This window comes from Burkholderia sp. Ax-1724 (assembly GCF_011752995.1).
Classification (GTDB): Bacteria; Pseudomonadota; Gammaproteobacteria; order Burkholderiales; family Burkholderiaceae; genus Paraburkholderia.
This window is the reverse complement of sequence record NZ_VWWL01000032.1, coordinates 39,338-63,814: the sequence shown is the minus strand read 5'-3', so window position 1 is coordinate 63,814 and position 24,477 is coordinate 39,338. Positions and strand designations below refer to the sequence as shown.

Annotated in this window: 17 protein-coding genes; 12 read left to right on the top strand and 5 right to left on the bottom strand. The window is 58.0% G+C overall.

Annotated features, from left to right (window positions below):
* Positions 1–276: 276 nt before the first annotated feature.
* From F3J19_RS29325 to F3J19_RS29315, 3 genes are all read right to left on the bottom strand, one after another.
* Positions 277–1,371, bottom strand: a complete 1,095-nt coding sequence (locus F3J19_RS29325; protein WP_167049461.1) for a carotenoid 1,2-hydratase — start codon at positions 1,369–1,371, stop codon at positions 277–279.
* Between the two features lie 263 nt (positions 1,372–1,634).
* Positions 1,635–4,214 (bottom strand): FtsX-like permease family protein, encoded by a 2,580-nt coding sequence (locus F3J19_RS29320; RefSeq protein ID WP_167049459.1) that lies wholly within the window; start codon positions 4,212–4,214, stop codon positions 1,635–1,637.
* Entirely contained in the window at positions 4,204–4,953 is a 750-nt protein-coding gene (locus F3J19_RS29315; protein WP_167049457.1) for an ABC transporter ATP-binding protein, read from the bottom strand. The genes F3J19_RS29320 and F3J19_RS29315 overlap by 11 nt, the downstream gene beginning before the upstream one ends.
* 685 nt (positions 4,954–5,638) lie before the next feature.
* On the opposite strand from F3J19_RS29315, the gene F3J19_RS29310 reads away from it, so the two are divergent.
* The 5 genes from F3J19_RS29310 to cyoD all read left to right on the top strand — a co-directional run bounded on the left by F3J19_RS29310 (position 5,639) and on the right by cyoD (position 11,455).
* Positions 5,639–7,198 (top strand): NADH-quinone oxidoreductase subunit M, encoded by a 1,560-nt coding sequence (locus F3J19_RS29310; RefSeq protein WP_167049455.1) that lies wholly within the window; start codon positions 5,639–5,641, stop codon positions 7,196–7,198.
* A gap of 389 nt (positions 7,199–7,587) precedes the next feature.
* Positions 7,588–8,481: a ubiquinol oxidase subunit II gene (gene cyoA, locus F3J19_RS29305; protein WP_167049453.1), complete on the top strand. Its 894-nt coding sequence runs from the start codon at positions 7,588–7,590 to the stop codon at positions 8,479–8,481.
* A 3-nt stretch (positions 8,482–8,484) separates the two neighbouring features.
* Positions 8,485–10,509, top strand: coding sequence for a cytochrome o ubiquinol oxidase subunit I (cyoB, locus tag F3J19_RS29300; RefSeq protein ID WP_167049451.1), 2,025 nt, complete (start codon positions 8,485–8,487; stop codon positions 10,507–10,509).
* On the top strand, positions 10,509–11,114 hold the full coding sequence (cyoC, locus tag F3J19_RS29295) for a cytochrome o ubiquinol oxidase subunit III (protein WP_167049449.1): 606 nt from the start codon (positions 10,509–10,511) through the stop codon (positions 11,112–11,114). Before cyoB ends, cyoC begins: the two co-directional genes overlap by 1 nt.
* The gene (cyoD, locus tag F3J19_RS29290) at positions 11,114–11,455 is read left to right on the top strand and encodes a cytochrome o ubiquinol oxidase subunit IV (protein ID WP_167049447.1); all 342 of its coding nucleotides are present in this window, start codon (positions 11,114–11,116) and stop codon (positions 11,453–11,455) included. Before cyoC ends, cyoD begins: the two co-directional genes overlap by 1 nt.
* Before the next feature lie 86 nt (positions 11,456–11,541).
* Here the strand turns inward: cyoD and F3J19_RS29285 are convergent, their stop codons facing one another.
* Both F3J19_RS29285 and F3J19_RS29280 read right to left on the bottom strand, forming a co-directional pair.
* Positions 11,542–13,602, bottom strand: a complete 2,061-nt coding sequence (locus F3J19_RS29285) for a capsular biosynthesis protein (RefSeq protein ID WP_205193349.1) — start codon at positions 13,600–13,602, stop codon at positions 11,542–11,544.
* The gene (locus F3J19_RS29280) at positions 13,603–14,751 is read right to left on the bottom strand and encodes a glycosyltransferase family 1 protein (protein WP_167049445.1); all 1,149 of its coding nucleotides are present in this window, start codon (positions 14,749–14,751) and stop codon (positions 13,603–13,605) included. It abuts the gene before it with no gap.
* Positions 14,752–15,060: 309 nt separating this feature from the next.
* On the opposite strand from F3J19_RS29280, the gene cysC reads away from it, so the two are divergent.
* The 7 genes from cysC (at position 15,061) to F3J19_RS29245 (ending at position 24,455) form a co-directional block, all read left to right on the top strand.
* Entirely contained in the window at positions 15,061–15,681 is a 621-nt protein-coding gene (gene cysC / locus F3J19_RS29275; RefSeq protein ID WP_240159339.1) for an adenylyl-sulfate kinase, read from the top strand.
* Positions 15,682–16,016: 335 nt separating this feature from the next.
* Positions 16,017–17,183 carry a polysaccharide biosynthesis/export family protein gene (locus F3J19_RS29270; RefSeq protein ID WP_167049443.1) on the top strand — a complete coding sequence of 389 codons (1,167 nt, stop codon included), beginning with the start codon at positions 16,017–16,019 and terminating at the stop codon, positions 17,181–17,183.
* An 80-nt stretch (positions 17,184–17,263) separates the two neighbouring features.
* Positions 17,264–18,379: a hypothetical protein gene (locus F3J19_RS29265; protein ID WP_167049441.1), complete on the top strand. Its 1,116-nt coding sequence runs from the start codon at positions 17,264–17,266 to the stop codon at positions 18,377–18,379.
* Complete coding sequence (locus F3J19_RS29260) at positions 18,369–19,160, top strand: ABC transporter permease (protein WP_167049439.1); 792 nt, start codon at positions 18,369–18,371, stop codon at positions 19,158–19,160. Before F3J19_RS29265 ends, F3J19_RS29260 begins: the two co-directional genes overlap by 11 nt.
* An 8-nt stretch (positions 19,161–19,168) precedes the next feature.
* Positions 19,169–19,822 carry an ABC transporter ATP-binding protein gene (locus F3J19_RS29255; protein ID WP_167049438.1) on the top strand — a complete coding sequence of 218 codons (654 nt, stop codon included), beginning with the start codon at positions 19,169–19,171 and terminating at the stop codon, positions 19,820–19,822.
* A gap of 4 nt (positions 19,823–19,826) precedes the next feature.
* Positions 19,827–22,715 (top strand): glycosyltransferase, encoded by a 2,889-nt coding sequence (locus F3J19_RS29250; RefSeq protein WP_167049436.1) that lies wholly within the window; start codon positions 19,827–19,829, stop codon positions 22,713–22,715.
* 117 nt (positions 22,716–22,832) lie between these two features.
* Positions 22,833–24,455 carry a Wzt carbohydrate-binding domain-containing protein gene (locus tag F3J19_RS29245; protein WP_167049434.1) on the top strand — a complete coding sequence of 541 codons (1,623 nt, stop codon included), beginning with the start codon at positions 22,833–22,835 and terminating at the stop codon, positions 24,453–24,455.
* Positions 24,456–24,477: the final 22 nt, after the last annotated feature.

Genomic DNA, 24,477 nt, shown 5'->3' with positions numbered 1-24,477 from the left:
TCCACGCCGATGATAGTGCGGATTGCCCGTGTGAAAGTAGGTAATCGTCAGGCTCCTCATGCTGTAACACGGACCCCGGCTTCTCACTCTGAGTGCCGGGGTCCGGCCGTTTACGGCCCGATTCCTCCCTGTCCCTCCCCACACCACGCTCATCCCACGCCGGTGCGGCAGGCCGGGGCCATGCGTGACTCCCGTGTGGACACCGGTACTTCCCGTGCGGCAACGTACCGGCCGCGTCATGCCGCCCGTTCTCCACAATCCCCCGTCGCGCAGTCTTCAGTGCTGCCCAGCCCGCTGTGCGTCCGCGTAACCGGTCAGTTCGAGATACGCGTGGCCCATCTCCACGCCCTCACGGCTCACCCTCTCCGCGCCTTCCCAGTACACCGCGCCGGTCGATTGTCGTGAGTCGAGTTCCTGATCGTCCATCAGCGGATCGAACTGCCACGTCAACGGACCTGTCCTGACCTTCATCGAGACCGGGTACGAAGCGCTTGTGCGCGGTGAGCGCCATGTGCGAATCGGCGTAAAGTCGACCTGATCCGGACCAAACCGTGTTATCTGCCCGTCGGGCTTGCGAAGCGTCGCGTGCGCCCATTGCGCGTGACCATCCCGGCGACGGACCTTGAATGCCATCAGCGCCGAGCCGTCCGCGAGATTGGCACCGAGCCAATCCCATCCGACCGCGTCGGCATCGAGCAATGTGCTCGACCATTCGTGATCCAGCCATGCCATGCCCGTCACGAGCGTATCGCGCCCAGCGGCGTTTCCATTTGCGGCGGGGCGTATCACATTGCCCGTCACGTGCAATTGCGGTTCGCTGTAGTAATAGCTCGCCTGCTCTGGCCGTGGACCTTTGCGCGAATAGCCATGCTCGCCCTGGATCAGCGGGGCTTGCGTCGGCGTCAGCACGAGGTGCAGCGAAAATCCGCTTGCGTCGATGGCGACGTCGTAGTGACCATCCGCAGCACGAATCATTTTCCACGCGTCGAGTTTGACGTCGGTATTGGCCGGCTTCGCATAAGCGAGCCCGAAACCCTCGCGTGCGATGCGCTGGTCGTGAATGAGACGCCCGAGCGCCGGATCGCTCAACGCCGCGTGCGCGATGATCAGTTGCGACGGCGCGAACGCGCTCGGATCGGCGGGATCATGACCGGTGGCGGAACGGAAGAACGTGACCTGAAATCCGAGCGGCCGATTGTCGGGGGTGTTGAGCCAGCCTGTCGCGTACCACCACTCGGTGCGAAAGGTCGGATGTGCACCGCTGTCCTGTGGCAGCGAGACCGGATGATCCGGCGTAACCGCGGCAAATGTCGTGGATGCCGGGGCCGATAACTTGTCACTCGCGGCAAACGCGAGAGGCGTGGCGGCCATGCCGGCACAAAACAGAAACAGACAAGAGAATCGCCGCAGTGAACCCGTCCTGCGCGCGATAGTGAAGGGCGTTTCAAATGATGTTGCATACGAGCAGGGTTTCAGTCGCGGCTGATGTTTTCGCGGCCCAACAGACGGCACGCATTTGAATCGTTCCGCGCCACCATGCCGTGCAACACAGAACGGCTCAATCGCATCAAAATGCAGAGAGACTTTGCGTGTCCGCTGCTTTGTCCACGCGCATCGCGTAGCCCGCCTCCCCATCACCAGTCCTCCTTCACCGCGCGTACCGCATCCACCGACACGGCGCCCCGGCCTGCCACGACCGCCGTCGTGCAGGACAAAACCAGCATGACCATCGCTACCGTGCCGAGCACGATCCACGGCACGTGCAACGACATGCTCCAATGAAACGACTGCGGATTGACGACGAACACGAGAATCAGGCTGATTGCAAAGCCAAGCGCGAAGCCGAGTGCAATACCGCACGCCGTGAGCAGACCGCCTTCCGTGGCGAGGATCGCGAAAATTTGTGCGCGAGTCACGCCAACGTGCCGAAGCATGCCGAACTCGCGAGTGCGCGCGAGCGTCTGCGCGGAAAACGTTGCAGCGACGCCGAACAAACCGATCACGATCGCAACCGCTTCGAGCAGATAAGTTACTGCGAAACTGCGATCGAAGATCACCAGTGTGCGCGCCCGTATCTCGCCCGGTTGAGATAGATAGAGCGATGCGCCGAAAGGCAGCGCGCGCAATCCGCCTATCACGCGCTCGACACTCGTACCCGGTTCGACGGTCACGGCGGCATCGGTTGCATGAGTGTCGCCGGTCAGCCGTCGATAATCGGCGAGCCGTATCTGGATAGCGCCGCTCTGGCGCGCGTAATCGCGCCACACGCCGGCCACGACGAATACCTGAGCAGGTCCGCCAAGCGGCAATTGCACACGCTGACCCGTTCGGTATCCATACAGGTCGACCATTGCTTCGGATACCCAAACAGGTATTTCGCCGCTGTGAAACGCGGCAGGCGACAGTATCGCGCCGCTCATCTGTAGCGTGGCGCCAGGATCGGCCGCGTCGATTTCGCGGGCGAGCAGGGTGACGTCGGGCTGGGCGGGATCTAGCGTCAGATGCGTGATGCGCGCGAACGCAGCGTTGCGGATGCCGGCAATCGCGGCGATCCGCGCCTGCTCGTCGAGCCGCAAGCCGCCGGCATCGCCGCTATTGCCGCCCGATGCCACGCGCACGTACAGATCGGCGGAGAGCAGGTGCGTGACCCATGCGTCGACGGACACGCGGAAGCTGGCCACCATGATGGCCATCGCGACGATCAGCGCGAAGCTCGACAGCACACCGCCCATGGCGATCGACGCGTGGCCCGGCGCATTCGCGAGACGCGCGATCGCGAGCGTGCCGGTTGCACCGAAGCGGCGTCGCATTCCGCCCGCGCGGCTTGCCGCGCGGAATATCAGCGCGGTCACGCGCGGCATCAGCGCAATGCCGCCGACCAGCAGCAGGGCGACGGCGAGATAGCCCGCAATCGGCGCATCGAACCACGGCGGCAAGTGCGTGAGAACCCCGGCGACAAGCAGGCACGCAAGCGCGGGCCAGGGCGTCGCGAGCCGCGCCAATGCGACTTCTTCGGCGCCTGCCTTGAGCGCTGCGGCCGGATGCGCGCGCGCCGCATCGACGGCCGGTGCGATGCTGCCCAATACCGATACCGCAACGCCGAGCATCAGAAACAGCAGGCTCGCCAGTGGCTCGAAACCGACTCGCGGTTGTACGCCAGGAAAATAGCCACCGCCCAGATCGCTGCCGAAAAAACGCAGTGCGCCGCTTGCCATCGCGTAGCCGAGCGCCAGGCCGCATAGCGAACCGAGCAGCCCGAGCAAGGTGCCTTCCAGCAGGATCTGCCGCAGCAGCCGGGCGCGCGTGAGTCCGAGCACGCGCAGCATCGCGAACTGCGAGCGGCGTCGCACGACACTCAACGCCTGCGTCGAAAACACGAGGAACGCGCCCGTGAAAAGCGCGACCAGCGCCAGTACGTTCATATTGATCCGATAAGCGCGCGACAGGCGATCGGTGCGGTTCTCGGTGTCGCGCGCCTCGGCGACGATCCACGGATTGCCGAGCCGTGCTTGCAGATCGCGCTTGAAGCGTGGCCGGTCGACGCCGCGCGCGAGCTGCACGTCGACGCGCGAGAGCTTGCCCACCTTTCCGAATCTCCACTGCGCGGCGGCGATATCCATCACCGCGAGCCGCTGGCCCGGCCGCGTTCTCGCGAGCCCGCCCGCGACGCGCAGACGCACGCTCGACGTGCCGCTTCGCAGCGTCACGGCATCGCCGGTCTTGAGGTTCAGCCATCGTTGCGCGGCTGGCGACAGAAACAGCGTATCGGAAGCGAGCGTATCGAACGGGCGGTCTGGCGACGGCACGCCGATCAGATCGGGTGTGATCCGGCTCGCCTTGAACACGTCGATGCCGAGCACCGGTAGCGCGCCGTCGCGGCCCGGCACCATGACATCGAGCGCGAGCACGGGACTCGCGAGCGCTACCTGCGGATCGTTCGACAGACGCGCATAGATCGATTCGTCGACAAACGGCTGCGCGCCGCGCACCTGCAGGTCGGCTTCGCCGGACAGGCTGCGCGCGGCTGCCGAGAATTCGTTGAAGGCCGCGCTGTTGATCAGTTGCACCGCGTAACCGAGCGCCACGCCGAGCGCGATCGTCGCAATGGCAACGAGGGCGCGTCCGCGATGGCTACGCCATTCGGCGCCGAGCAGCCAGCGCGCGAGCACGCGATGTCCCGCCGTGTGCGGCCCAGAGCCGATCTCAGCGCGCATCACCGGTCGCGCGAACGGCGCTTGCCTGCGCGAGCGCGCCGCTCGCAGGCGCGGGTTGCAGCGGCGCGGCATGCAGGCCGCCGTCGCTCAACCTCAGGACGCGGTCGGCTACCGCGGCCGCGGCTTCCGAATGTGTGACCATGATCGTCGCCGCGCCAGTCGCCTTGCTCTGCGCGCGAAACAGGCCGAGCACATCGTGCGCGGTCGCCGGGTCGAGGTTGCCGGTCGGTTCGTCGGCGAGAATCAGTGTCGGACGATGCACGAGCGCCCGCGCTATCGCGACGCGCTGCAGTTCGCCGCCGGACAGATCGCGCGGAAAGTCGTCGCCGCGGCCGCCGAGACCGACCGCGGCGAGCATTCCGGGCGCGCCGGCGGCCGGCAGATCGTTGAGCAGCAGCGGCAGCGCGACGTTCTGCGCGAGCGTCAGATGCGGCAGCACATGAAAGGCCTGGAACACGAAGCCGAGTTTTTGCCGGCGCAGGCGCGTCGCCGCGTCGTCGTCGAGTTCGCCAATGGCGCGGCCGTCGATCAGGATGCTGCCGCTATCCGCGTGGTCGAGCCCGGCAATCAGATTGAGCAGCGTCGATTTGCCGACCCCCGAGTCGCCCATGATCGCGACGAACTCGCCCGCCGCGAGCGTGAAATCGAGCTGCGCCAGCACGATGCGGCCGGCGCCGTACCGTTTGCTCAGTCCTCGGCATTCGAGTGCGGGAACCGCGGGGTCGTCACGAAGCGCCATGCGAAGAGGTCCGGAAGAGGGCCGGCAGAGGAGTCGGCCGGCGAAACGAGTGTGCCTTGCGGCGCGAATTCGTGCAGCGACACGCACACTTTGCCGCTGTTATGCGTAATGAAAATGGAAGCTCCGAGCATTGTCAGGCGGACCGCCGGGCCGTCTTTGGGGCGAGCGCTGCCAGGTACTTTCCCCGGCTCTCCAAGAGGAATTTAGAGGCCCCGCACAAAATTTTTTTTAATCTATTTTTAGCAAAAATTTCTGTCATCGGCGCCGGATCGCCACCGATGAAACACCCGCATCGGGGCACGATCCGTTCCAGCCGGTCCGGCGACAAACAAAGCAAACGCTTAAAAGTTGTCAACTCACCGCTAATTGTGAGCTTTTGCGACGAAATTTTTTAGCTCTGAAAATTGATCTGTAACAATGTGCAAGCGCACATTTTCATGCGTTTTGCAAGTGTTCGAGGGGCAACAATCTATTGTGGCGCGGATTCCGGCGCTGCTGCGCTGCAAAATTATTCTTATCTTGGTAATCTCCCACCCTTTGGTCATTCGACTGCGGGTAAACGTGTAGCGGAAAACCCCGTCTGCACGCCGGTTTCAGCGAACTCCAGCTTACGTATCCATTTCATCGCCGGCCGTTTCCAAGGGCGCTGACGCGGCGTTTTGTACTTCAAGTTCTGACAGAGCACATGCCATTGCCTTTTCTAAGTCTTCTCATCTGGATTCCCATTGTCGCCGGGCTCGTGGTTTTGCGTGCCGGGTCCGACGCGGCGCGTAACCGCACGCGCTGGCTCGCGCTGATCGGCGCGGTGGCGGGTTTCCTGCCGGTGATTCCGCTCGTGACGAATTTCCGCAACGACGTGACGTCGATGCAGTTCGTCGAAAACGTCCGCTGGTCGCCGACGTTCGACATCGCCTGGCATGTGGGAGTGGACGGGATTTCGCTGTGGCTCGTCGCGCTGACCGCGCTCACCACGATCATCATCGTGATCGCCTCGTGGGAATCGATCACGCAGCGCACCGCGCAGTACTTCGGCGCGTTCCTGATGCTGTCGGGTTTCATGCAGGGCGTGTTCACGTCGCTCGACGGCATGATGTTCTTCGTCGCCTTCGAAGCGACGCTGATTCCGCTGTATCTGCTGATCGGCACCTACGGCCACAGGAACCGTTCGTATGCGGCGGTGAAGTTCTTCTTCGTGTCGTTCCTCGGCTCGCTGATGATGCTGATGTCGCTGCTCTATCTGTACAGCCAGACGCACAGCTTCGACCTCGCCGTGTGGCGCGACACGCCGATCGCGATGGTGCCGCAGGCGCTGATCTTCCTCGGCTTCCTCGCCGCGTTCGGCGTGAAGGTGCCGATGTGGCCGCTGCATACGTGGCTGCCCGACGTCCACCTCGACGGCCCGACCGGCGCCGCCGTGATGATCGGCATGCTGAAGATCGGCGGCTATGGTCTGCTGCGTTTCGCCTTGCCGATCGCACCGCAGGCAAGCCACTTCTTCGCGCCGATGATGATTACGCTGTCGCTCGTCGCCGTGATCTATTCGAGCCTGCTCGCACTCGTGCAAACCGATATGCGCCGCCTGCTCGCGTATTCGACGGTCGCGCACATGGGCCTCGTCACGCTCGGCCTGTTCGTCTTCAACCGCTTCGGCCAGTCGGGCGCGATCGTGCAGATGATCTCGTACGGCGTGGTGTCCGGCGCGATGCTGTTGTGCACCGGCATGCTCTACGATCGCACGAAGAGCGCGTCGATTGCCGAATACGGCGGCGTCGCCAACACGATGCCGCGCTTTGCCGCCTTCGTGATGCTGTTCTCGATGGCGAACATCGGCTTACCGGGCACCTCGGGTTTCGTCGGCGAATTCATGGTGCTGATGGGCGCGATCCGCTTCAACTTCTGGATCGGCGCGATCGCCGCGACCACGCTGATCCTGAGCGCGGCCTACACGCTGTGGATGTACAAGCGCGTGATCTTCGGCGCGATCGCCAACGCGCGCGTCGCGAAGCTGAAGGACCTCGGCAAGCGCGAGTTCGTGCTGCTCGGCGCGATGGGGCTGCTCGTGCTCGCGATCGGTCTCGATCCGAAGCCGTTCACCGATGCGATCGACCCGTCGGTCGGCACGCTGCTTGCGCAATCGGAACGCTCCGCACTTCCTTCGGATTCCGTACCGACGGACGGCGGCGAACATCTGCAAGCTGCGGCGCCCGAGCCGGTCGCCGCGACCGCGGTACATACCCCCGGTTAAAAGAACGAAGCGCAGGGCCGTTGCCGCATCCCTACCCGAGGATGCGGCAAACGCACATGCGCTCTTACGCATCGCAACAGATCCCTTAGGCACATGACACACGGCACGCGTGGCGCGATCGCTCGGACTCGCGCCGGGCCACAGGTATTGCCCGTGTTTTTTTCGAGGGACTTTGCGCTGCGTCAACGTTTTCGGTGCTTCGTTCCGGAGCACCGCAAATGACGCTCGCAAATAGGTGTGCGGCAACGTGTCACACAGCGTTACGGCGCAATAGATCGTTGCTAAATCGAGTGTTTATCGACACTCGGCGCGCCCCTATTATGCGAGCGCTTATTTATGGAGAGCCGTCGAATGACGTTCGTTGAAGTCGTAAAAAAGAGGCTGTGGATATGAAAGGGCGCGCTCTGCGAGGATCGGCAAGCTTTCTTTCCGCCGGTCTCATGTTGCTGCTTTCGGGTTGCAGCAACCTCGATATTCTGAATCCGAAGGGGAGTGTGGGCGTGGCGGAGCGCGATCTGATCGCGACTTCCACGTGGGCCATGCTGATCGTGGTGATTCCGGTCATCGCGCTGACGCTGCTGTTCGCATGGCGTTATCGCGCGTCGAACAGGAACGCCGAATACCGTCCGGGTTGGACTCATTCGACGGCTGTCGAAATCGCCGTCTGGACGATTCCGGCGCTGATCATTCTGTTCCTCGCCGTGTTGACGTGGAAGAGCACGCATGAGCTCGATCCGTATCGTCCGCTCGAGTCGCAGGTCAAGCCGATCAACGTCGAAGTCGTCGCGCTCGACTGGAAATGGCTGTTCATCTATCCGGACCTCGGCATCGCGTCGGTGAACCAGCTGGCGTTCCCGGTCGGCACGCCGGTCAACTTCCGTATCACGTCGGACACGGTGATGAACTCGTTCTTCATCCCGCAGCTGGGCGGCCAGATCTATGCGATGGCCGGCATGCAAACGCGCCTGCACCTGATTGCCGACCACGCCGGCGACTACGCGGGCCTCACCGCGAACTTCAGCGGCAAGGGCTTCTCGGACATGAAGTTCCGCGCGCTCGCGACGTCGCCTGAAGACTTCAACGCATGGGTCGCCAAGGTGCGCGCTTCCTCGGACCGCCTCGACATGGACCGCTATCACGCGGTGTCGGAGCCGAGCGAGAAGGACCCGGTGCGCTACTTCTCGACCGTCGATCCGAAGCTCTTCAACAACATCATTGCGCGATACAACAACGGCAACGTCCTCGACGACATGAAGGACGCCAACTGTGCGCCTAAGGGGTAACGCATGTTCGGAAAACTAACGCTCGATGCGATCCCGTATCACGAGCCAATCATCGTCACGGCAGGCGCCGGCATGGTGCTCGCCGCGCTGGCCGTGCTCGGCGCAATCACGTATCTCGGCAAATGGCGCTACCTGTGGAGCGAATGGCTGACGTCCGTCGATCATAAGAAGATCGGTGTGATGTATATCGTCATCGCCTTCATCATGCTGCTGCGCGGTTTCGCCGACGCGATCATGATGCGCATGCAGCTGGCACTGGCCTATCTGAGCCCGGGCTTTCTGCCGCCGCATCACTACGACCAGATCTTCACCGCGCACGGCGTCATCATGATCTTCTTCATGGCGATGACGTTCATGGTCGGCCTGATGAACCTCGTCGTGCCGCTGCAGATCGGCGCGCGCGACGTCGCGTTCCCGTTCATCAACTCGCTGAGCTTCTGGATGACGGCGGTCAGCGCGATCCTGATCAACGTCTCGCTCGTGATCGGCGAATTCGGCCAGACCGGCTGGCTCGCTTATCCGCCGCTGTCCGAATTGCAGTTCAGCCCCGGCGTCGGCGTCGACTATTACCTGTGGAGCCTGCAGCTCTCCGGTATCGGCACCTTGCTGACCGGCGTGAACTTCTTCGTGACGATCGTGAAGATGCGCGCGCCCGGCATGTCGTTCATGAAGATGCCGGTGTTCACGTGGACCGCGCTGTGCACGAACGTGCTGATCATGGCGTCGTTCCCGATCCTGACCGTCACGCTCGCGCTGCTCGGTCTCGACCGCTACCTCGGCATGCACTTCTTCACGAACGAAGCCGGCGGCAACGCGATGCTGTACCTGAACCTGATCTGGGCCTGGGGTCACCCCGAGGTGTACATCCTGATCCTGCCGGCGTTCGGTATCTTCTCGGAAGTCGTCGCGACCTTCGCGAAGAAGCCGCTGTTCGGCTACAAGACGATGGTATGGGCGACCTGCGCGATCATGGTGCTGTCGTTCCTCGTGTGGCTGCACCACTTCTTCACGATGGGTTCGGGCGCCGACGTCAACGCGTTCTTCGGTATCGCGACGATGGTGATTGCGATTCCGACCGGCGTTAAGGTGTTCAACTGGCTGTTCACGATCTACAAGGGCCGCCTGCAGTTCACGACGCCGATTCTGTGGACCCTCGGCTTCATGGTCACGTTCACGATCGGCGGCATGACCGGTGTGATGCTGGCGATTCCGGGTGCGGACTTCATGCTGCACAACAGCCTGTTCCTGATCGCTCACTTCCACAACGTGATTATCGGTGGCGTGCTGTTCGGCTATCTGGCCGGCTTCAACTACTGGTTCCCGAAGGCGTTCGGCTTCAAGCTCAACGAGAAGCTCGGCAAGGCCGCGTTCTGGTTCTGGCAGATCGGCTTCTGGGTCGCGTTCATGCCGCTCTACGTGCTCGGCTTCATGGGCATGACGCGCCGTCTGAATCACTACGACAACCCGGCATGGCATCCGTGGCTGATCGCCGCCGCGTTCGGCGCGGTGCTGATCGCGATCGGTATCGCCTGCCAGTTGCTGCAGTTGTTCGTCAGCATCCGCGATCGCAACCTGCCGCAAAACCGCGACCTCACGGGCGATCCGTGGGACGGTCATACGCTGGAATGGGCGACGAGCTCGCCGCCGCCGGCTTATAACTTCGCGCATATCCCGACGATCCGCTCGCTCGACGCGTTCAGCGAAATGAAGTCGCGCAAGGGCGTCCAGAAGGTGCCGGCGTATCGCGACATTCACATGCCGTCGAATACGTCCGCGGGTCTGCTGGTGGGTCTGTTCTCGCTGGTGCTCGGCTTTGCCGGCGTGTGGCACATCTGGTGGCTGGCGATCATCGGCTTTGTCGGCGCGATCGGCACCGTGATCATCTACAGCTTCCAGGACAACGAGGGCTATTACATTCCGGCCGACACTGTCGCGCTGATTGAAGAGAAACGTAACGGCGGCGGTGCCGCCGTGGCGGCCGGCGTCGGTGCAAACGCCGACAGGCAGGTCGCGCTGGAGGTGGACTGATGCTACAGAAGACTATCGCGGTTGAGCCGCAACTCGCGCCGGACCATGTGCCGTCGCACTCGGTGTTCGGCTTCTGGCTGTACCTGATGACCGACTGCATCATCTTCGCGGCGCTGTTCGCCGTGTTCGCGGTGATGAGCCACCAGTTCGCGGGCGGCCCGAGCGGCAAGGACCTGTTCGAGATTCCGGGCGTCGCGCTCGAAACGGCGATGCTGCTGCTCTCGAGCATCACGTACGGCTTCGCGATGCTCGGCGCGCACAAGAACCGCAAGGGCGCGCTGCTCGGCTGGCTCGCCGTGACGTTCCTGCTCGGCGTCGCGTTTCTGGTGCTGGAAATGCGCGAGTTCTCGCACCTGATTGCCGAAGGCGCGGGTCCGGGCCGCAGCGCGTTCCTGTCGTCGTTCTTCACGCTGGTCGGCACGCACGGCCTGCACGTGACGTTCGGCCTGATCTGGATGATCGTGCTGTCCATCCAGGTGATGCGTCATCGCGACCTGACCGAACGCGACATGATTCGCCTGACGTGCCTGAGCCTTTTCTGGCACTTCCTCGACGTCGTGTGGATCGGCGTCTTCACCTTTGTCTATCTTGCGAGCGTGATCTAATGGACCATAGTCATAACGCCCATGGCGCGCATTCGGACGGAGGCCACGGCAGCTTCGGCAGCTATACGACCGGCTTCGTGCTTTCCGTCATCCTGACCGTCGCGGCATTCGCGCTTGTCATGAACGGCACGCTGACGGGCCAGAGCGCACTGTTCGCAATCTCGGGCCTCGCGCTCGTGCAGATTCTCGTGCATCTGGTTTTCTTCCTGCATATGAACGCGTCGTCGTCGCAGCGCTGGAACGTGGTGGCGTTTGCGTTTACTGTGCTGACCGCGGTTATTGTGGTCGGCGGGACGTTGTGGGTGATGCATAACGTGAGTATGCATATGATGTCGCGGTGAGGTGGTAGAGCTCTGGCGTTAGCCGCGAAAAAAGCCCCGCAAGATTGCGATCTTGCGGGGCTTTTGTTTTGTCTGGCCGGTTTGCCTTACTGGACTCGTGACGCGCGCTTTTGCCGGAGGCGCCATGCGGTGTGGCGGATGGCATTGCGGGTCCAGCGAAAAGCCTTGAGAAGCGGTCGCAGCCGGTTGCCGCGTACTTTTTCCAAAGGCCGTGCCGCTCGCGGTGCCAGTTGTTCGACCACGGCTTCCGGTGTCGTGAAGAGACGCGTTTTCCAGTCGAAGTACAGCGGATAACGCAGCAGCACGCCCGCGCACAGCATATCGAGCGTCAACGTTCGATGACGCCACGGCAGCGGCGCGAGCGCGTCGTGGGTAAGTCCCCAGCCGGCGTAGAACGGCAGGCCGTACGTATGGACCGCTTTGCCGCGCAATAGCGCGTCGAAGCCCGCGAGCGACGACAGCGTGTGAACTTCATCCGCCACATTGACGAGGGACAGCAGGTCCGCTTCGGTGTCGACGACGTCTGCGAGCTGCTGTGCGTCGATCAGGCCCTGGCGATTTCCCGAGAGCACGTCCGGATGCGGTTTGTAGACGACGAATGCATCGGGACGCAATCGGCGTACTTCGCGTAGCAGCGCGTCGGCGGTGCCAATGGCGCGGGTGCCGAGGCGGATCGAGGCATCGTCGGCGACCTGGCCGGGGACCAGGATGATCGGTTTGCCGACCGGTGCGCTCCAGAGCGGGCGGCGTCGACCCAGGTTGTACTTCGTGACGCCGAGCTTGACGACGCGCTCGCGCAGAGCAGCGGCACGCGAGAGTTCGGCCGCGCTGAAATTCGTCTCGTTGAGCAGCACGCTGAGGTCGCTGGGCTGACTCGCGTCGAAATAGAGTCCACGACGATCGATCACCTGACTGCACGGCGCGATCATATCGGAGCCGAGACCCGTCGAATGAAAGAAGCCGTCTTCGATTCTGACGCGGCGAACTTCCGGTGCGAGACCCTCAGCGCTGCGTGCGCCCCACAGTACTGCGCATTCGTGTGTTTGTACGGATTGCGATTCTCGAGTCCAACGCAGCGTGGCATTACCTGCCGTGATGTACGGTGTCGCGAATGGGCGCTTCCACCATTGGAAGTGCAGTGCGGCCACATGGTGCAGGTCGGCGAATCGTTGCTGGACGGCATGCTGTAATTCGATGCTGTCGAGTAAATCGTCGAGCGTGCCGGGCGTGTGTGTGGCTGGATTCAGATAGCGGGTGAACTGGAGAAACACGACGTCAAATAATGTCGTGAGCGTGGGACGGGCGGTGCGGTCTGGAAAATGAAGAGCGTCGTCGGTCAAACCCCAACCCGCGTAATACGGTGCGCCGAATACGTGTACGGGTACGCCGGCCAGAAGTGCATGCATGCCTTCGGACGCGCCTAGCGTATAGACGTGATCGACGTGGGGCAGCGCGGCGCATAGCGATTCGTGTTCGGCGAAGCGGCGAATCGTCAACGGCTGTACGGGTTGAGACAATGCGGAAAGCCAGTGGCCGCGACCCGGATCGTTCGATTGTGCGATCCAGAATTCAGCTTGTGGATGCGTGCGAATCGCGGCTTGCAGCATGCGCTCGAAAGCTCTGGACGAGTGGCGCGTTACCGTTGCGCCCAGTCCTTGCGACTGCGAACGTTCGTCGATCAGTAGTATGCGCTCGCAGTTGCGTGGTTCCAGTAGTGCAATAGGGCAATGGAATTGCAAGTGACGCGTTGCCGGTGCACTACCGCGTGCGAACCGCCGCATCAGCCGTTGCAATTCCGGCGATGCCTCGGCGTTGCGATTCCGTTCGATTGTTTCCGTGAGTGCCTGATGGAGCGCGGTGACGAACGCGGCGGCGCTGGCATCGGTAACGGGTATCGAGAACCACGACAACAATGGCGTACCCGCCGGACCACGTGACCAGACTGGTCCCGGCCACGCTGCGTCGATTTGCCTGCGGAGTAGACGCGCGATGTGTAATACAAGGCGTCCATGCCAACGATCGATCCACGCATGCTCGACGCTTCGCCGGCGGAGTCCGCTCCACAGACGCAAACCACACGTAACACTTCGCAGATCAATGGCAGGGTTTGCAACTGCCTTTTCGCTGGCGACGACAGGGTGCTTCATTTAACGCAGCGTTTCCAGAAAGGCATCGACGCGTTCGAAATGCGCGGTCCACGTCGGTTCGCGAAATCGTTCGATGCGGATTAGCTGCGCGTCGCGCTCGGGGTTATTGGGTTGCGCGTAGGCCTGAATGCGGGATAGCCAGCCGGGGCCATCGAGCGGGTCCAGATAGTCGGGAATGTCGTCGGCGATTTCGTGAAAGACGGCGAGGTCGCTTGCGAGCACCGGTACTTTTAGCGAGAGCGCTTCAGCGAGCGGCATGCCGTAGCCTTCGACGAAGGAAGGGAATAGCAGTGCCTGGCAGTGCTGTAGATAGGCGTGTAGTTTCTCGTCGGAACAGTGAGCCTCTTCTATTAGGGCTCCTTTTAACGATTCGCAACGTTCCAGCATGTCAATGACGTTTTCGCATTCCCAGCCGCGTCGGCCAATTATTACGAGCTTGGGTGCCGCGGTGCCGAGCTGTTCGACCAGGCGGCGCCAGAGGTGAAGCATGAACCAGTGGTTTTTGCGCGGCTCGATGGTGCCGAGCATCACAAAGTAGGGCGCGGCAATGGGGCGCGGCGCTTGCGGACATGGGGTGACGCCCGACGCGAGGTGGGCGACGACCGTCGGTGGCAGCGAAAGATTGGCGCGTGCGGCTTCGGCTGTCATCGAGTCGAGCGTGGCTTGCGAATTCATGATTAGCCCGCTGGCGTGCCTCAACGTGGTGTGCATGCGATTGCGATGCGTAGCATCGACGCCGGGGCGACAGTATTCGGCGTGAGTCAACGGAATTAAATCGTGGACCATCAATACGGGGCGAATTTGACGTTTTGTCAAAGTTTTGTAATAACGACTGAATTCCATGCCGCTGTGACTGGTATGCAACAATATTCCGTTAAGTCTTGATTCCTGCAGGCGATTAAGGCACGCGCGCATGATGAGTGCGCGAATTGCGCTTCTGCTCCAGGTCGATGAAAGAAGTTGTGCAAACGTTTGCTGCGAGTCTCGCTCAGTCAGGACCGTGGAAAAGCCGCGCTCACTGAGAACGGCGCGGGCGTTCCGATGGTATCTCTCTATATAGGCGAGTCCGACGCGATCTATACCGGTGGGCAAGCGGCCTTCGTAAAGGCGTGTCAGGAGGCGCGTGACGTCTAGGAAAATGGTTGACACGTGTGGTGTTGCAGCAGATTTTTATCGATTGTCGTGCAGAACTTGTTTTTGCCCGTCAGAGTGTGGCTTTTTTTTTACAGTGAGCCATTTTACCCGAGTGCATGAGAGAATTCGGCGATGCGTTTTGTAACGACTTTGTAGAGAATTCGTTGGCTAATGGTTCTGTTGGTGCGAACATTGGCGCGAGTGACCCTGCAATGTCCAGCAGACTGCGCAATGGCCGTTGCGCACGCATGTTCAAGCCCCGTGCTTGAATTTCCGAGCGCAGTCTCCCGCCTAAAATATCGAACAGGCATACGACTGTGGATCTTGACCCATAACAAACAAGAAATGATGGAAGCAACTCATAAAGGTCTCCAGGCTTCGACGCCGCCCGTGAGTGCCAGAGGACACCGGGTTTTAATGAGGCAGCCGCGTCCACAGGTCATCTGGTTGACCGGTTTGTCTGGTGCAGGCAAGTCGACATTAGCCAATCTGCTCGATACAGAGTTGCGTGCTCGCGCATTTCACACCTTTATTCTCGACGGTGATCGCCTTCGGTTGGGCCTCAACAGCGATCTGGATTTTTCCGATGCCAGTCGTCACGAAAGCATCAGGAGAGCTTCAGAGGTCGCTCGATTGATGGTCGATGCGGGCGTCACCGTCATCGCTTCGCTTATCTCTCCTTTTCGGGCGGACAGGGATGCCGCGCGGGAATTGTTTGATGACGGCCAGTTTTTTGAAGTACACGTGGATGCGCCGCTCGCAGTCGTGGAAAGCAGGGACGTAAAGGGACTTTACAAGAAAGCTAGAGAAGGCTCCCTGCCTCTATTTACCGGGATTGGTTCGCCTTACGAGTCTCCACTCAATCCGGAGTTGCGGTTGAATACTGCGGAATTAGGGCCGAGCGAAGCTTTACAGCAGCTTTTGATGGTACTCGACGCTCGATAGCCTTCCGAAAGTCTGGCAGAATCTCTGTGGGATGGTATCGATTGGTTATGCTGTGTGCTGCGCCTGCCTCATGAGCGCTCAGGCGGCGTTTTCGCCTATGGTCGGCTGTTGCGCGTAAGAAGACGACAGCGAGACGACAGTGTCGCTAGAGGTCAAGCCATCCTGGACACAACTGCACTAGCGTAGTGTGACGGTATCGTCTATCCGTGACGTGACCGTGTCATCGCGTGTGCCGAATTGCGTTGTATTTTTCTCGTAACGTACGCTATTTCAAGTTGTTGCATGAGACAATTCGCGCCGGCCATATTCCATAATATTATTCAGACACATCCTAAATGTATCGTTTGCTGCGCAGTACTTTCGGGGTTGCATTTATCGGGGGCGTAGTTCTGCTGTCGGGGTGTTCCACTCTCCCAAGTTCCGGTCCTAGCCGGGCGCAGATTACTCGCGAGGCTGACTCCGCTGTTACCAGCGGAATTCAGATCGTTGACGTAACGGATGACGTCGCGCGAAAGCTATTTGCCGAGCGTAGCGTCGGTGATTTTGCCCGTTCGCTCGGTAATAGCACATCTTTCCAGCAGCAACTCGGTGTGGGCGATACGATCGAGGTGTCGATCTGGGAAGCTCCGCCGGCCACCTTGTTTGGCGCGGAGCAACTCGAATCAAAAGGCGGTGCGAGTAATGCTCGCGTAACGGTTCTGCCGGATCAAACCATCGACGGAAGCGGCAAAATCAGTGTGCCCTTCGCGGGCGAAGTGAAGGCTGCAGGCCGGACGCCGTTCGAATTGCAACGCGACATCGCTGCAAAACTCAAGAATATTGCGCACGACCCGCAGGTGTTGGTGAAGCTCTCGCACAATGCGACTTCTTACGTGACCGTCGTGGGCGATGTGGCAAGCAGCAACAGGATGGCATTGAGTGCTCGCGGTGAGCGCGTGCTCGATGCGCTGGCGGCTGCTGGGGGTGTGAAGCAGCCTGTCGATAAGATCACCCTGCAAATTACGCGAGGCGAAACGGTTGCATCGCTGCCGCTGGAAACGGTCATTCGCGATCCTCGGCAGAATGTGCCGCTGCATGCGGGCGACGTTGTCACGGCGCTCTTTCAGCCGCTCAGTTTCATGTCTCTCGGTGCCACGGGGAAAAATCAGGAAGTCAATTTCGAAGCGCAAGGCATTACGCTCGCGCAGGCCATGGCTCGATCGGGTGGTCTGGAAGATTCGCGTTCGGATGCCATGGGTGTGTTCGTTTTCCGTATGGAAAATGCAAACGCGCTTAACTGGCCGAACCAGCCTGTTCGCACTACGGCAGACGGCAAGGTGCCTGTTATCTATCGAGTCAATCTGAAAGACCCGAATTCGTTCTTTGTCGCCCAGAGCTTCATGATGGATAACAAGGACATACTGTATGTGTCCAATGCGCCGGTCGCGGAGCTGCAAAAATTTCTGAACGTGGTCTTTTCTGTCGCCTATCCAATCGTTTACGGCGTTCAGACGTTTAGATAAGAGTAATCGCCTTTTGTGCTGAAAAAACAAAGTTGCGTAGGGCCGGAATTTAGCAACTAAAAATTAATTGGTGACGTGAATTGAGCTTTAATATCATAAAACGCCTTGCGAAGGCGGACAGGTTGTTTCTGGGGGTTGTTGTCGTACCTGTCGCAATTTCAATTCTGTATTTCGGGCTGTTGGCAAGTGATGTGTACATATCGGAATCCAGCTTTGTTATTTATAGTCAGCAGACTCAACAGTCCACGGGATTGAGTTCGTTCTTGCAGACCGCGGGGCTGAGCAATTCTTCTTCAGGGGTATACGCGGTAAGGGACTACATTCTCTCGCGTGATGCATTGGCTACCCTGGAAAAGGATATTGACGTCAGAAAAATTTACACCAATCACGATGCCGATCTGTTCAACAGGTTCGGGGGGATGTTCTGGCCGGACCGGAGCAACGAAAAGTTGCTGGACTATTATCGTCATATGATTGGCGAGGACATCGATTCGACGTCCAACATTACTACACTCAGAACCAAAGCCTATACAGCGGAAGACGCACAGCGGATAAACAGCGAATTGCTGGCTCAAAGCCAGGAGTTGGTCAACCGGTTGAATGAAAGAGCGAACAAGGACGCCGTCCGGTTCTTTGAGCAAAGCGTGACCGATGCGAAGTCAAAGGCCCAGCAGGCATCGGTGAATCTAGCCGAATTCCGGAATAAGAGAGGCGTGTTTAGTCCGGAGCCGCAGGTCACTCTCAAGGCGCAGCTGATCAGTAAATTGCAGGACGATTTAATCGTCAACGAGACGAAGCTGCATCAGCTGGAGTCGATTTCACCGCAAAATCCTCAAATTGCGGCATTGAAAATCGAGAATGCAACTCTTCAAAACCAGATTCAGAAGCAAATGGGCGAAATTACCGGGGGTAATTCGTCACTGGCAAGCAATGCGGTCGAATACGAGAAGCTCTCGCTTGACAAGGACTTCGCCGAAAAAGAATTAGCGGTCTCTCTCAGTTCTTTGGAGCAGGCGCGGATTCAAGCACAGAAGCAGCAGATGTTTCTTGAGTCTATCTCAACGCCAAGTCTGCCGGATGAAGCATTGGAGCCAAGACGAATTCGAGGAGTTCTGTCGACCTTGATGGTTGGGCTTTTGCTCTGGGGTGTGTTTAGTGTGATTTTCGCGGGAATTCGAGAGCATAATGATAGGTGAGCGCGAATTCGATTTCCTGAGAAAGGCACGCATTCAAGGGCGGGTTATATGGGCCCTTACGATGCGCGAGGTGATTACCCGCTTTGGACGAGAGGGGCTGGGAGTATTCTGGCTGCTCGCCGAACCGGCAATGTTTATTGTCGGCGTGATGATTATTTTTAGTCACATCGAGAAAAAAACAGCCTTTCCGATTGCCGAATATTTATCTATCAGTTATCCCACTTTACTGTTCTGGCGGAATGGAACCGGACGCGTAATCAAGGCGCTGGAAGTGAATCGGGCACTCTTGCATCACCAGCCTATCCGGCCAATTGATATCATTTATTCCAGAATTTTGCTGGAATTCTCAGGATCGGCAGGCGCTTTTTTTATCCTGTATATGATCCTGATCCAGTTGAATATATGTCAATGGCCAGATGATATTTTTGCAATGGTCGGTGGCTATATGCTGATCATCTGGTTTTCGTTCTGTTTCGTATTGATTATGGCGGCACTTTCTGAGCTGAGTGAGTCGATCGAGAGGGTTTCCCATATCATTCTGTACCTCATGCTTCCATTTTCAGGTGTATTCATTCCACTGGCCACGCTGCCGTCAGAGTACCGGGAAATGCTTCTCTGGTTTCCGTTGATAGATGCGGTCGAGTATTTTCGGCACGGCTATTATGGCATGAGGATGGCAACGTATTACAACATCCCGTACACGATATTTGCAATTCTTGGCTTAATGTTGTTTGCGTACGGATTAACCCGTCTTTCTATCAGAAAAATCAGCTTGCATTAACAAGAGCGATGCTAGAACTAATTGATATAAGTAAGCACTATCCGGTACACCACGGGCGTGATCGTCGATTGGTTCTCGATAAAATCAATCTGACGGTTCGGCCCGGGCAGAAATGGGGAATACTGGGGCGAAATGGTGCGGGTAAATCGACGTTGATCCGTATTATGAGCGGCTCCGATCTGCCCAATTCCGGGGTACTGAGAAAGTCGATGACAGTTTCATGGCCGTTGGCTTTCGGAGACGCGTTTCAAGGGAGCTTGACGGGCAGGGATAACGCCCGGCTTATTTCCCGGGTGTACGGGATCGATCCTTTGAGAACCATCGAATACGTGAAGCAGTTCGCGGAACTCGGCGACTACCTCAATGAACCAGTAAAAACATATTCCGCGGGTATGCGGTCGCGGTTGGCATTCGCCATTTCGATGTCAATCGAATTCGACTGCTTCCTGATCGATGAGGCGATGGCGGTTGGGGATCACCGATTCGCAAAAAAATGTGACGTCGAGCTTTTCCAGAAGCGCGGCGATAGGGCCATGGTGATTGTCACGCACCAGACAGAATTGATCGAGCAGCATTGCGACCATGCCGCGCTATTGGAAAAAGGGCGGCTCAAGATGTTTGAAAATGTAAGTGACGCGATAACAGCATATAAAGAATTGTAAAATCATGGCTAAAAATATCTACGAACTTCTCGAGTGCACATCGGAAGAATTTCTAAACGGGGCGTACAAGTATATGTTCGGCCGCGAGATTGATCGCGAGGGACGGGAGCATTATCTCGCACAGCTAGTTTCAGGCGCGAATCGTGTCGACGTTCTTTACGATCTTTCCCGTTCGTCCGAAAATAATCTCGATCACGATACTCGCTCGAGGCTCGCCAGGATATTCAAGGCAAACGGTAATATCGGAATGCCGATGCTGCGGCCATTCCGACGTCGCCGGCTTGCTAATAGCCGAGCTAAAGAAAATCTGATTGGCATCTTGTCGGCCATACGTGCGCCTGGCGCTACTGCTTTACCAGCGAAAAGCGACCCGATAGCGACACCCAAAGCTGGCGCTGATCTCAATCATTCCACGCAGGAGCACAAGGCTCCGGTCGTGGTGCGCGCGAAAGAACCGCCGCCTAAAGCACCGGCGAGCACGCCGGTTTCACCGTCTATCAAATATCCGACTCCGGTTGATCTCGGCGCGGCACCGCTGATTTCCATCATCGTTGTGAACTACAACGGCGAAAGGCATCTGCGTGAGCTGGGCGAGTGTCTGGCAAAGCAGACCTATAAGAATTTCGAAGTCATTTTCGTCGACAATAATTCGTCGGATGAATCCATATCGGTAGCGAAAAAGGCGATATCCAAGATCAAGATCATCGCCAGTGAGAAGAATTTTGGATTTGCCGAAGCGAACAATATTGGTCAGGAAGCGGCGGCGGGTGAATTGCTGCTTCTCATGAACAATGACATCAGCTTCGGCCCCAGTTTGATCGAAGACCTTTTGCAGGGTTTCGGAGAGAGCAGCAAGAAAAATGTAGCGGCCATCATTCCAAAAATCCTGTTCTATAAGGATTTTGTGACTGTTAAGGTAACTTCCGATGATTCGTTCCGCTTGAACGAGAAGGAGTTATTCGGGCAATTGAGCGATTACAAAAAACTCATTCCCCTGACGAAGCTGCAAGACACTCATAAAGAACACCGCTTCATGGTGCCCGTTGGAACTGGCAAGCTGAAGATGACGTTGGCTTACGAACAGGCTTCGGATGCCGACATTAGTGTAACGATCTCTGATTCTGAGCAATCGAAGGTCCGCATCGAACTCAAGCCAGAAAATAAAAAAATTGTCACCTTCGACTGCAAGGCTGGCAAAGCGCAGCCGATAATTAATAATGCCGGATCGTACGTTACGCATGAGGGCGAGTGCGGCGATATTGGCATCTATGAGGTGGACGAAGGCCAATACGACACCCCGAATACACGAGATGCGCTATGCGGTTGCGTTGCGCTGATCCGGCGTTCCGCTTTGGGTAATTATCCGCTATTTGCACCGGATTTCTTTGCATACTACGAAGATTCGGAGCTGTCGATTCGTCTTCGCTCGGGTGGCTGGTTGATCTACTATCATCCGACTGCCGTCGTGCGACACAAGCATGCGTCGACTAGCAGCGATAAATCGCTGCTTTTCAAACGGCTGGTCGCAAAAAATCGGCTGGGTTTCATGGCGATTCATTTTCCGCATCTTCTGGAAGCACAACTTGCCGCCGCACAGTCGAACTGGAAGCACCTGGAACATTCCGCCGCAAATGGCGTGAAGTTCGAAGATGTGGATCTCGAATTCATTCGCGGTATCCCGGATCTCAGAGTCGATACGCTAGGATTTATCGGCAGGGTCAAATCGGGGCTGATTTTTTCCCGAGGAACCAGATTGCCGTCCATCGGGATATATAACCTGTATTGGAATACCAAAGGCGGTGGCGAACTTCGAGCACTCTATCTGGCCGAAGCCCTCTCGAAATACGCCCGGGTTGACCTGATTTCAACACATGATTTCGATCTGGACGGTTTGCGCGCGTACTTCAACCTGAAACTGGAAGGCGTCAGAAAAATTATTGTAGGCGGGTTCTCGTCTCAGGATACCAAGCATTATGATGTGTTCGTTAACACGACCCATCATAGCAATCTGATTTCTCGCGCGCACTATTCGGTCTATCTGTTGAGTTTCCCGCATCGGCACGTGACACCTGAATGCCTTGCGAGTTACAACCTCATTCTGGCTAATTCCGACTTTACGGCCGAATGGACGAAGACGTATTGGGGGAACTGGGCTCCGGTCGAAGTGTTGTATCCCCCTATCGACGCCAGAGGTATCCACGCATTCAGCACGGAGCAGCGAGACAGCAATGCACGAGTGAAAAATATCCTGAGCGTCGGGCGCTTCTTCAAGAATGGGCATAACAAGCGCCAGCTTGAAATGATCGAGGTTTTCAAAAAAATCGGCCGTAAGCGGCGGGATTTCGACTGGAAGCTGACGCTCGTCGGCTCGGTGAACCTTAAGGATCCGGATTCCGTAGGCTATCTGGCCGAGCTTTATGCCGCAGCGGAAGGCGAGAATATCGAAATTCTGACAAATTGCTCGCGCAACAGACTGCTGCAATTGCTTTCCGTGACGCCTATTTACTGGCATGCGTCGGGGCTTGGCGTAGCTTCGCTCGATCCGGAATCGATGGAGCATTTCGGAATGGCGATCGCGGAAGCCATCTCGGCGGGCTGTGTCCCGGTTGCATTCTCCGGTGGTGGGATACCGGAGGTTCTTGGCGCGGAACTTTCCTCTCTGTTGTTTGCAGATGAAGACGGATTGGTTGCTAACACGGAAAAACTGATGGATCTCTTCGAGTGCTCGAGCGAGGAATTTTTTGATCTGTCCGCAATTGCCGCAGAGCAAGGGATTCGATTCGACGTGCAGCAACACAATGCAAGAATTGACTCGATATTTGCACCGCTAGTGCGTATGGCGATGGAGCGAAAAGCGAGGTTCTCATCGGTGCGCGAGTTGCAGGCGAACTGAACGGAAACGCAGCGGACTATTGCTAATAAGGGACGGCTCCTGGAAAATCGCTGTCCCTCGTCATGACGACGTGGCGAACCAGCAGGGCCAACCTGTAGCCAAATTGAAGATCGATTTATGAAAACTAACGGTGGTGTTTATCCGGGGCGTATATTTGTCGACCATTTGCCGAAGACCGCTGGTACGGCGCTCGGTGCATGGTTGCAGTCCGCGCTAGGAAAAGGCTGTGTTTCCGATACCGCACTGGGAAACCACCAGGAAGTCATTCGACGTTTCGGGGGGCGATATTCCGTCATCCTTTCGCACACGCATTTTTCCGGCGAAGATCTGGACCCGCGATATGAATATATAACCTGCTTGCGGGAACCGGTCGACCGAGCGGTGAGTTGGCTATTTTTCATTGTGCAGAATCATGTTCCTGACGAGGCACCGGAGATATTCGCGGCCGCGCAACGGATCTTGAATGTCTCGGAGGAGCAATCGGAGATCAACGAGGGCGATCTCTATCTGCTGAGACAACATGTACAGCATTATGTCGATCACTTTTATGAAATTTGCCCGGGGCAAGGTTCGCGAGTAGATGTCGCGATCGGAAATTTTTTGAAATACGCCGTTTGGGGCTTCCAGGAGGAAATGGGCGCACTGGTGAGTGATATCGCACGCCTGATCGGCCTGGAGCCGCCGGCAGCGTTGTCCAAGGTGAACATCACTAAGAGCCGGCCAGATGTCGAAAATATCTCTCCCGCGCTGAGGCGGAAGCTGGAATCGGCTTTTTCCGAAGATATTATTTTTTATAACATCCTGAAGAAGAAATACGCCGAGCGCAGCGTTGTTGCTACGGAGAGCTCGCCGCGCAGGTGGGATAGCTGGGGTGGCCTGAAATCATTCGATGATCGCTGGCGGGAAGATTTTATTCTTGTGAGCAGCGGCTTGCGTGGAAAGCAGGTTTGGGGTGAGTTGCTGACTTTCGATTTGACGTTCTCGGTCGCCAGTGGATTGAGCGCACCCAGATTCAAGTTCTCCATCTATGACGAGAGCGATGGAGAAGCCTTTTCAGAATTCAATGCCATTGAGTTCGATGAAGGCGATCTTTCCGGCGGAGGTGTTTGCGAAATGCATTTCACGTTCTGTGCGAATTTCCCCGAGGGGCGGTATTACGTTAACGCCGAGATTTTCGACCGGAATGTCTGCATCGCCAAGCTGAATCGTATCCGTGGCTTTAGAGTGGGCATTTCCAGGGAACGTGAGCAAGCCGGATACCTTCCTGTTACCCGGAGCGCCAGGTTTTCGAAGAGCCGGAGTCAGCCCTTTTTGTTCGTGAATGACGGAAGCGGGCGAATCGCTACGCACAATGCTCCAGCCAAAGTCAGTGCGAGGCAGCCGTTCGACGTGGCGATCGAGTTGGCCAACGACAGCGCGCAAGATTGGACCGGATTTGAACGGTATCCGATCAGCATATCCTATAGATGGCTGTCTAGCGACAAGTCAGTGGTTGTGCGCGATGGCCTCAGGACGCCGTTCCCTGCATCTCACCTGAACCGGGGATCTTCCGTTCAAACGAATCTCAAGGTACGCGCTCCCGAGAAACCCGGGACCTACATTTTGCAGATAGTCCCAGTGCAAGAGATGATTTGCTGGTTCGATGAACGAGGTTTCATCTGTCAGGATATCGAGGTCGAGGTGATCGGAGAATTGAGCATCAAGCGGGCTTCAGGCCAACCGGTGGGCGTACCGGATTGAGCCGCAATATTAAATTCGTGGA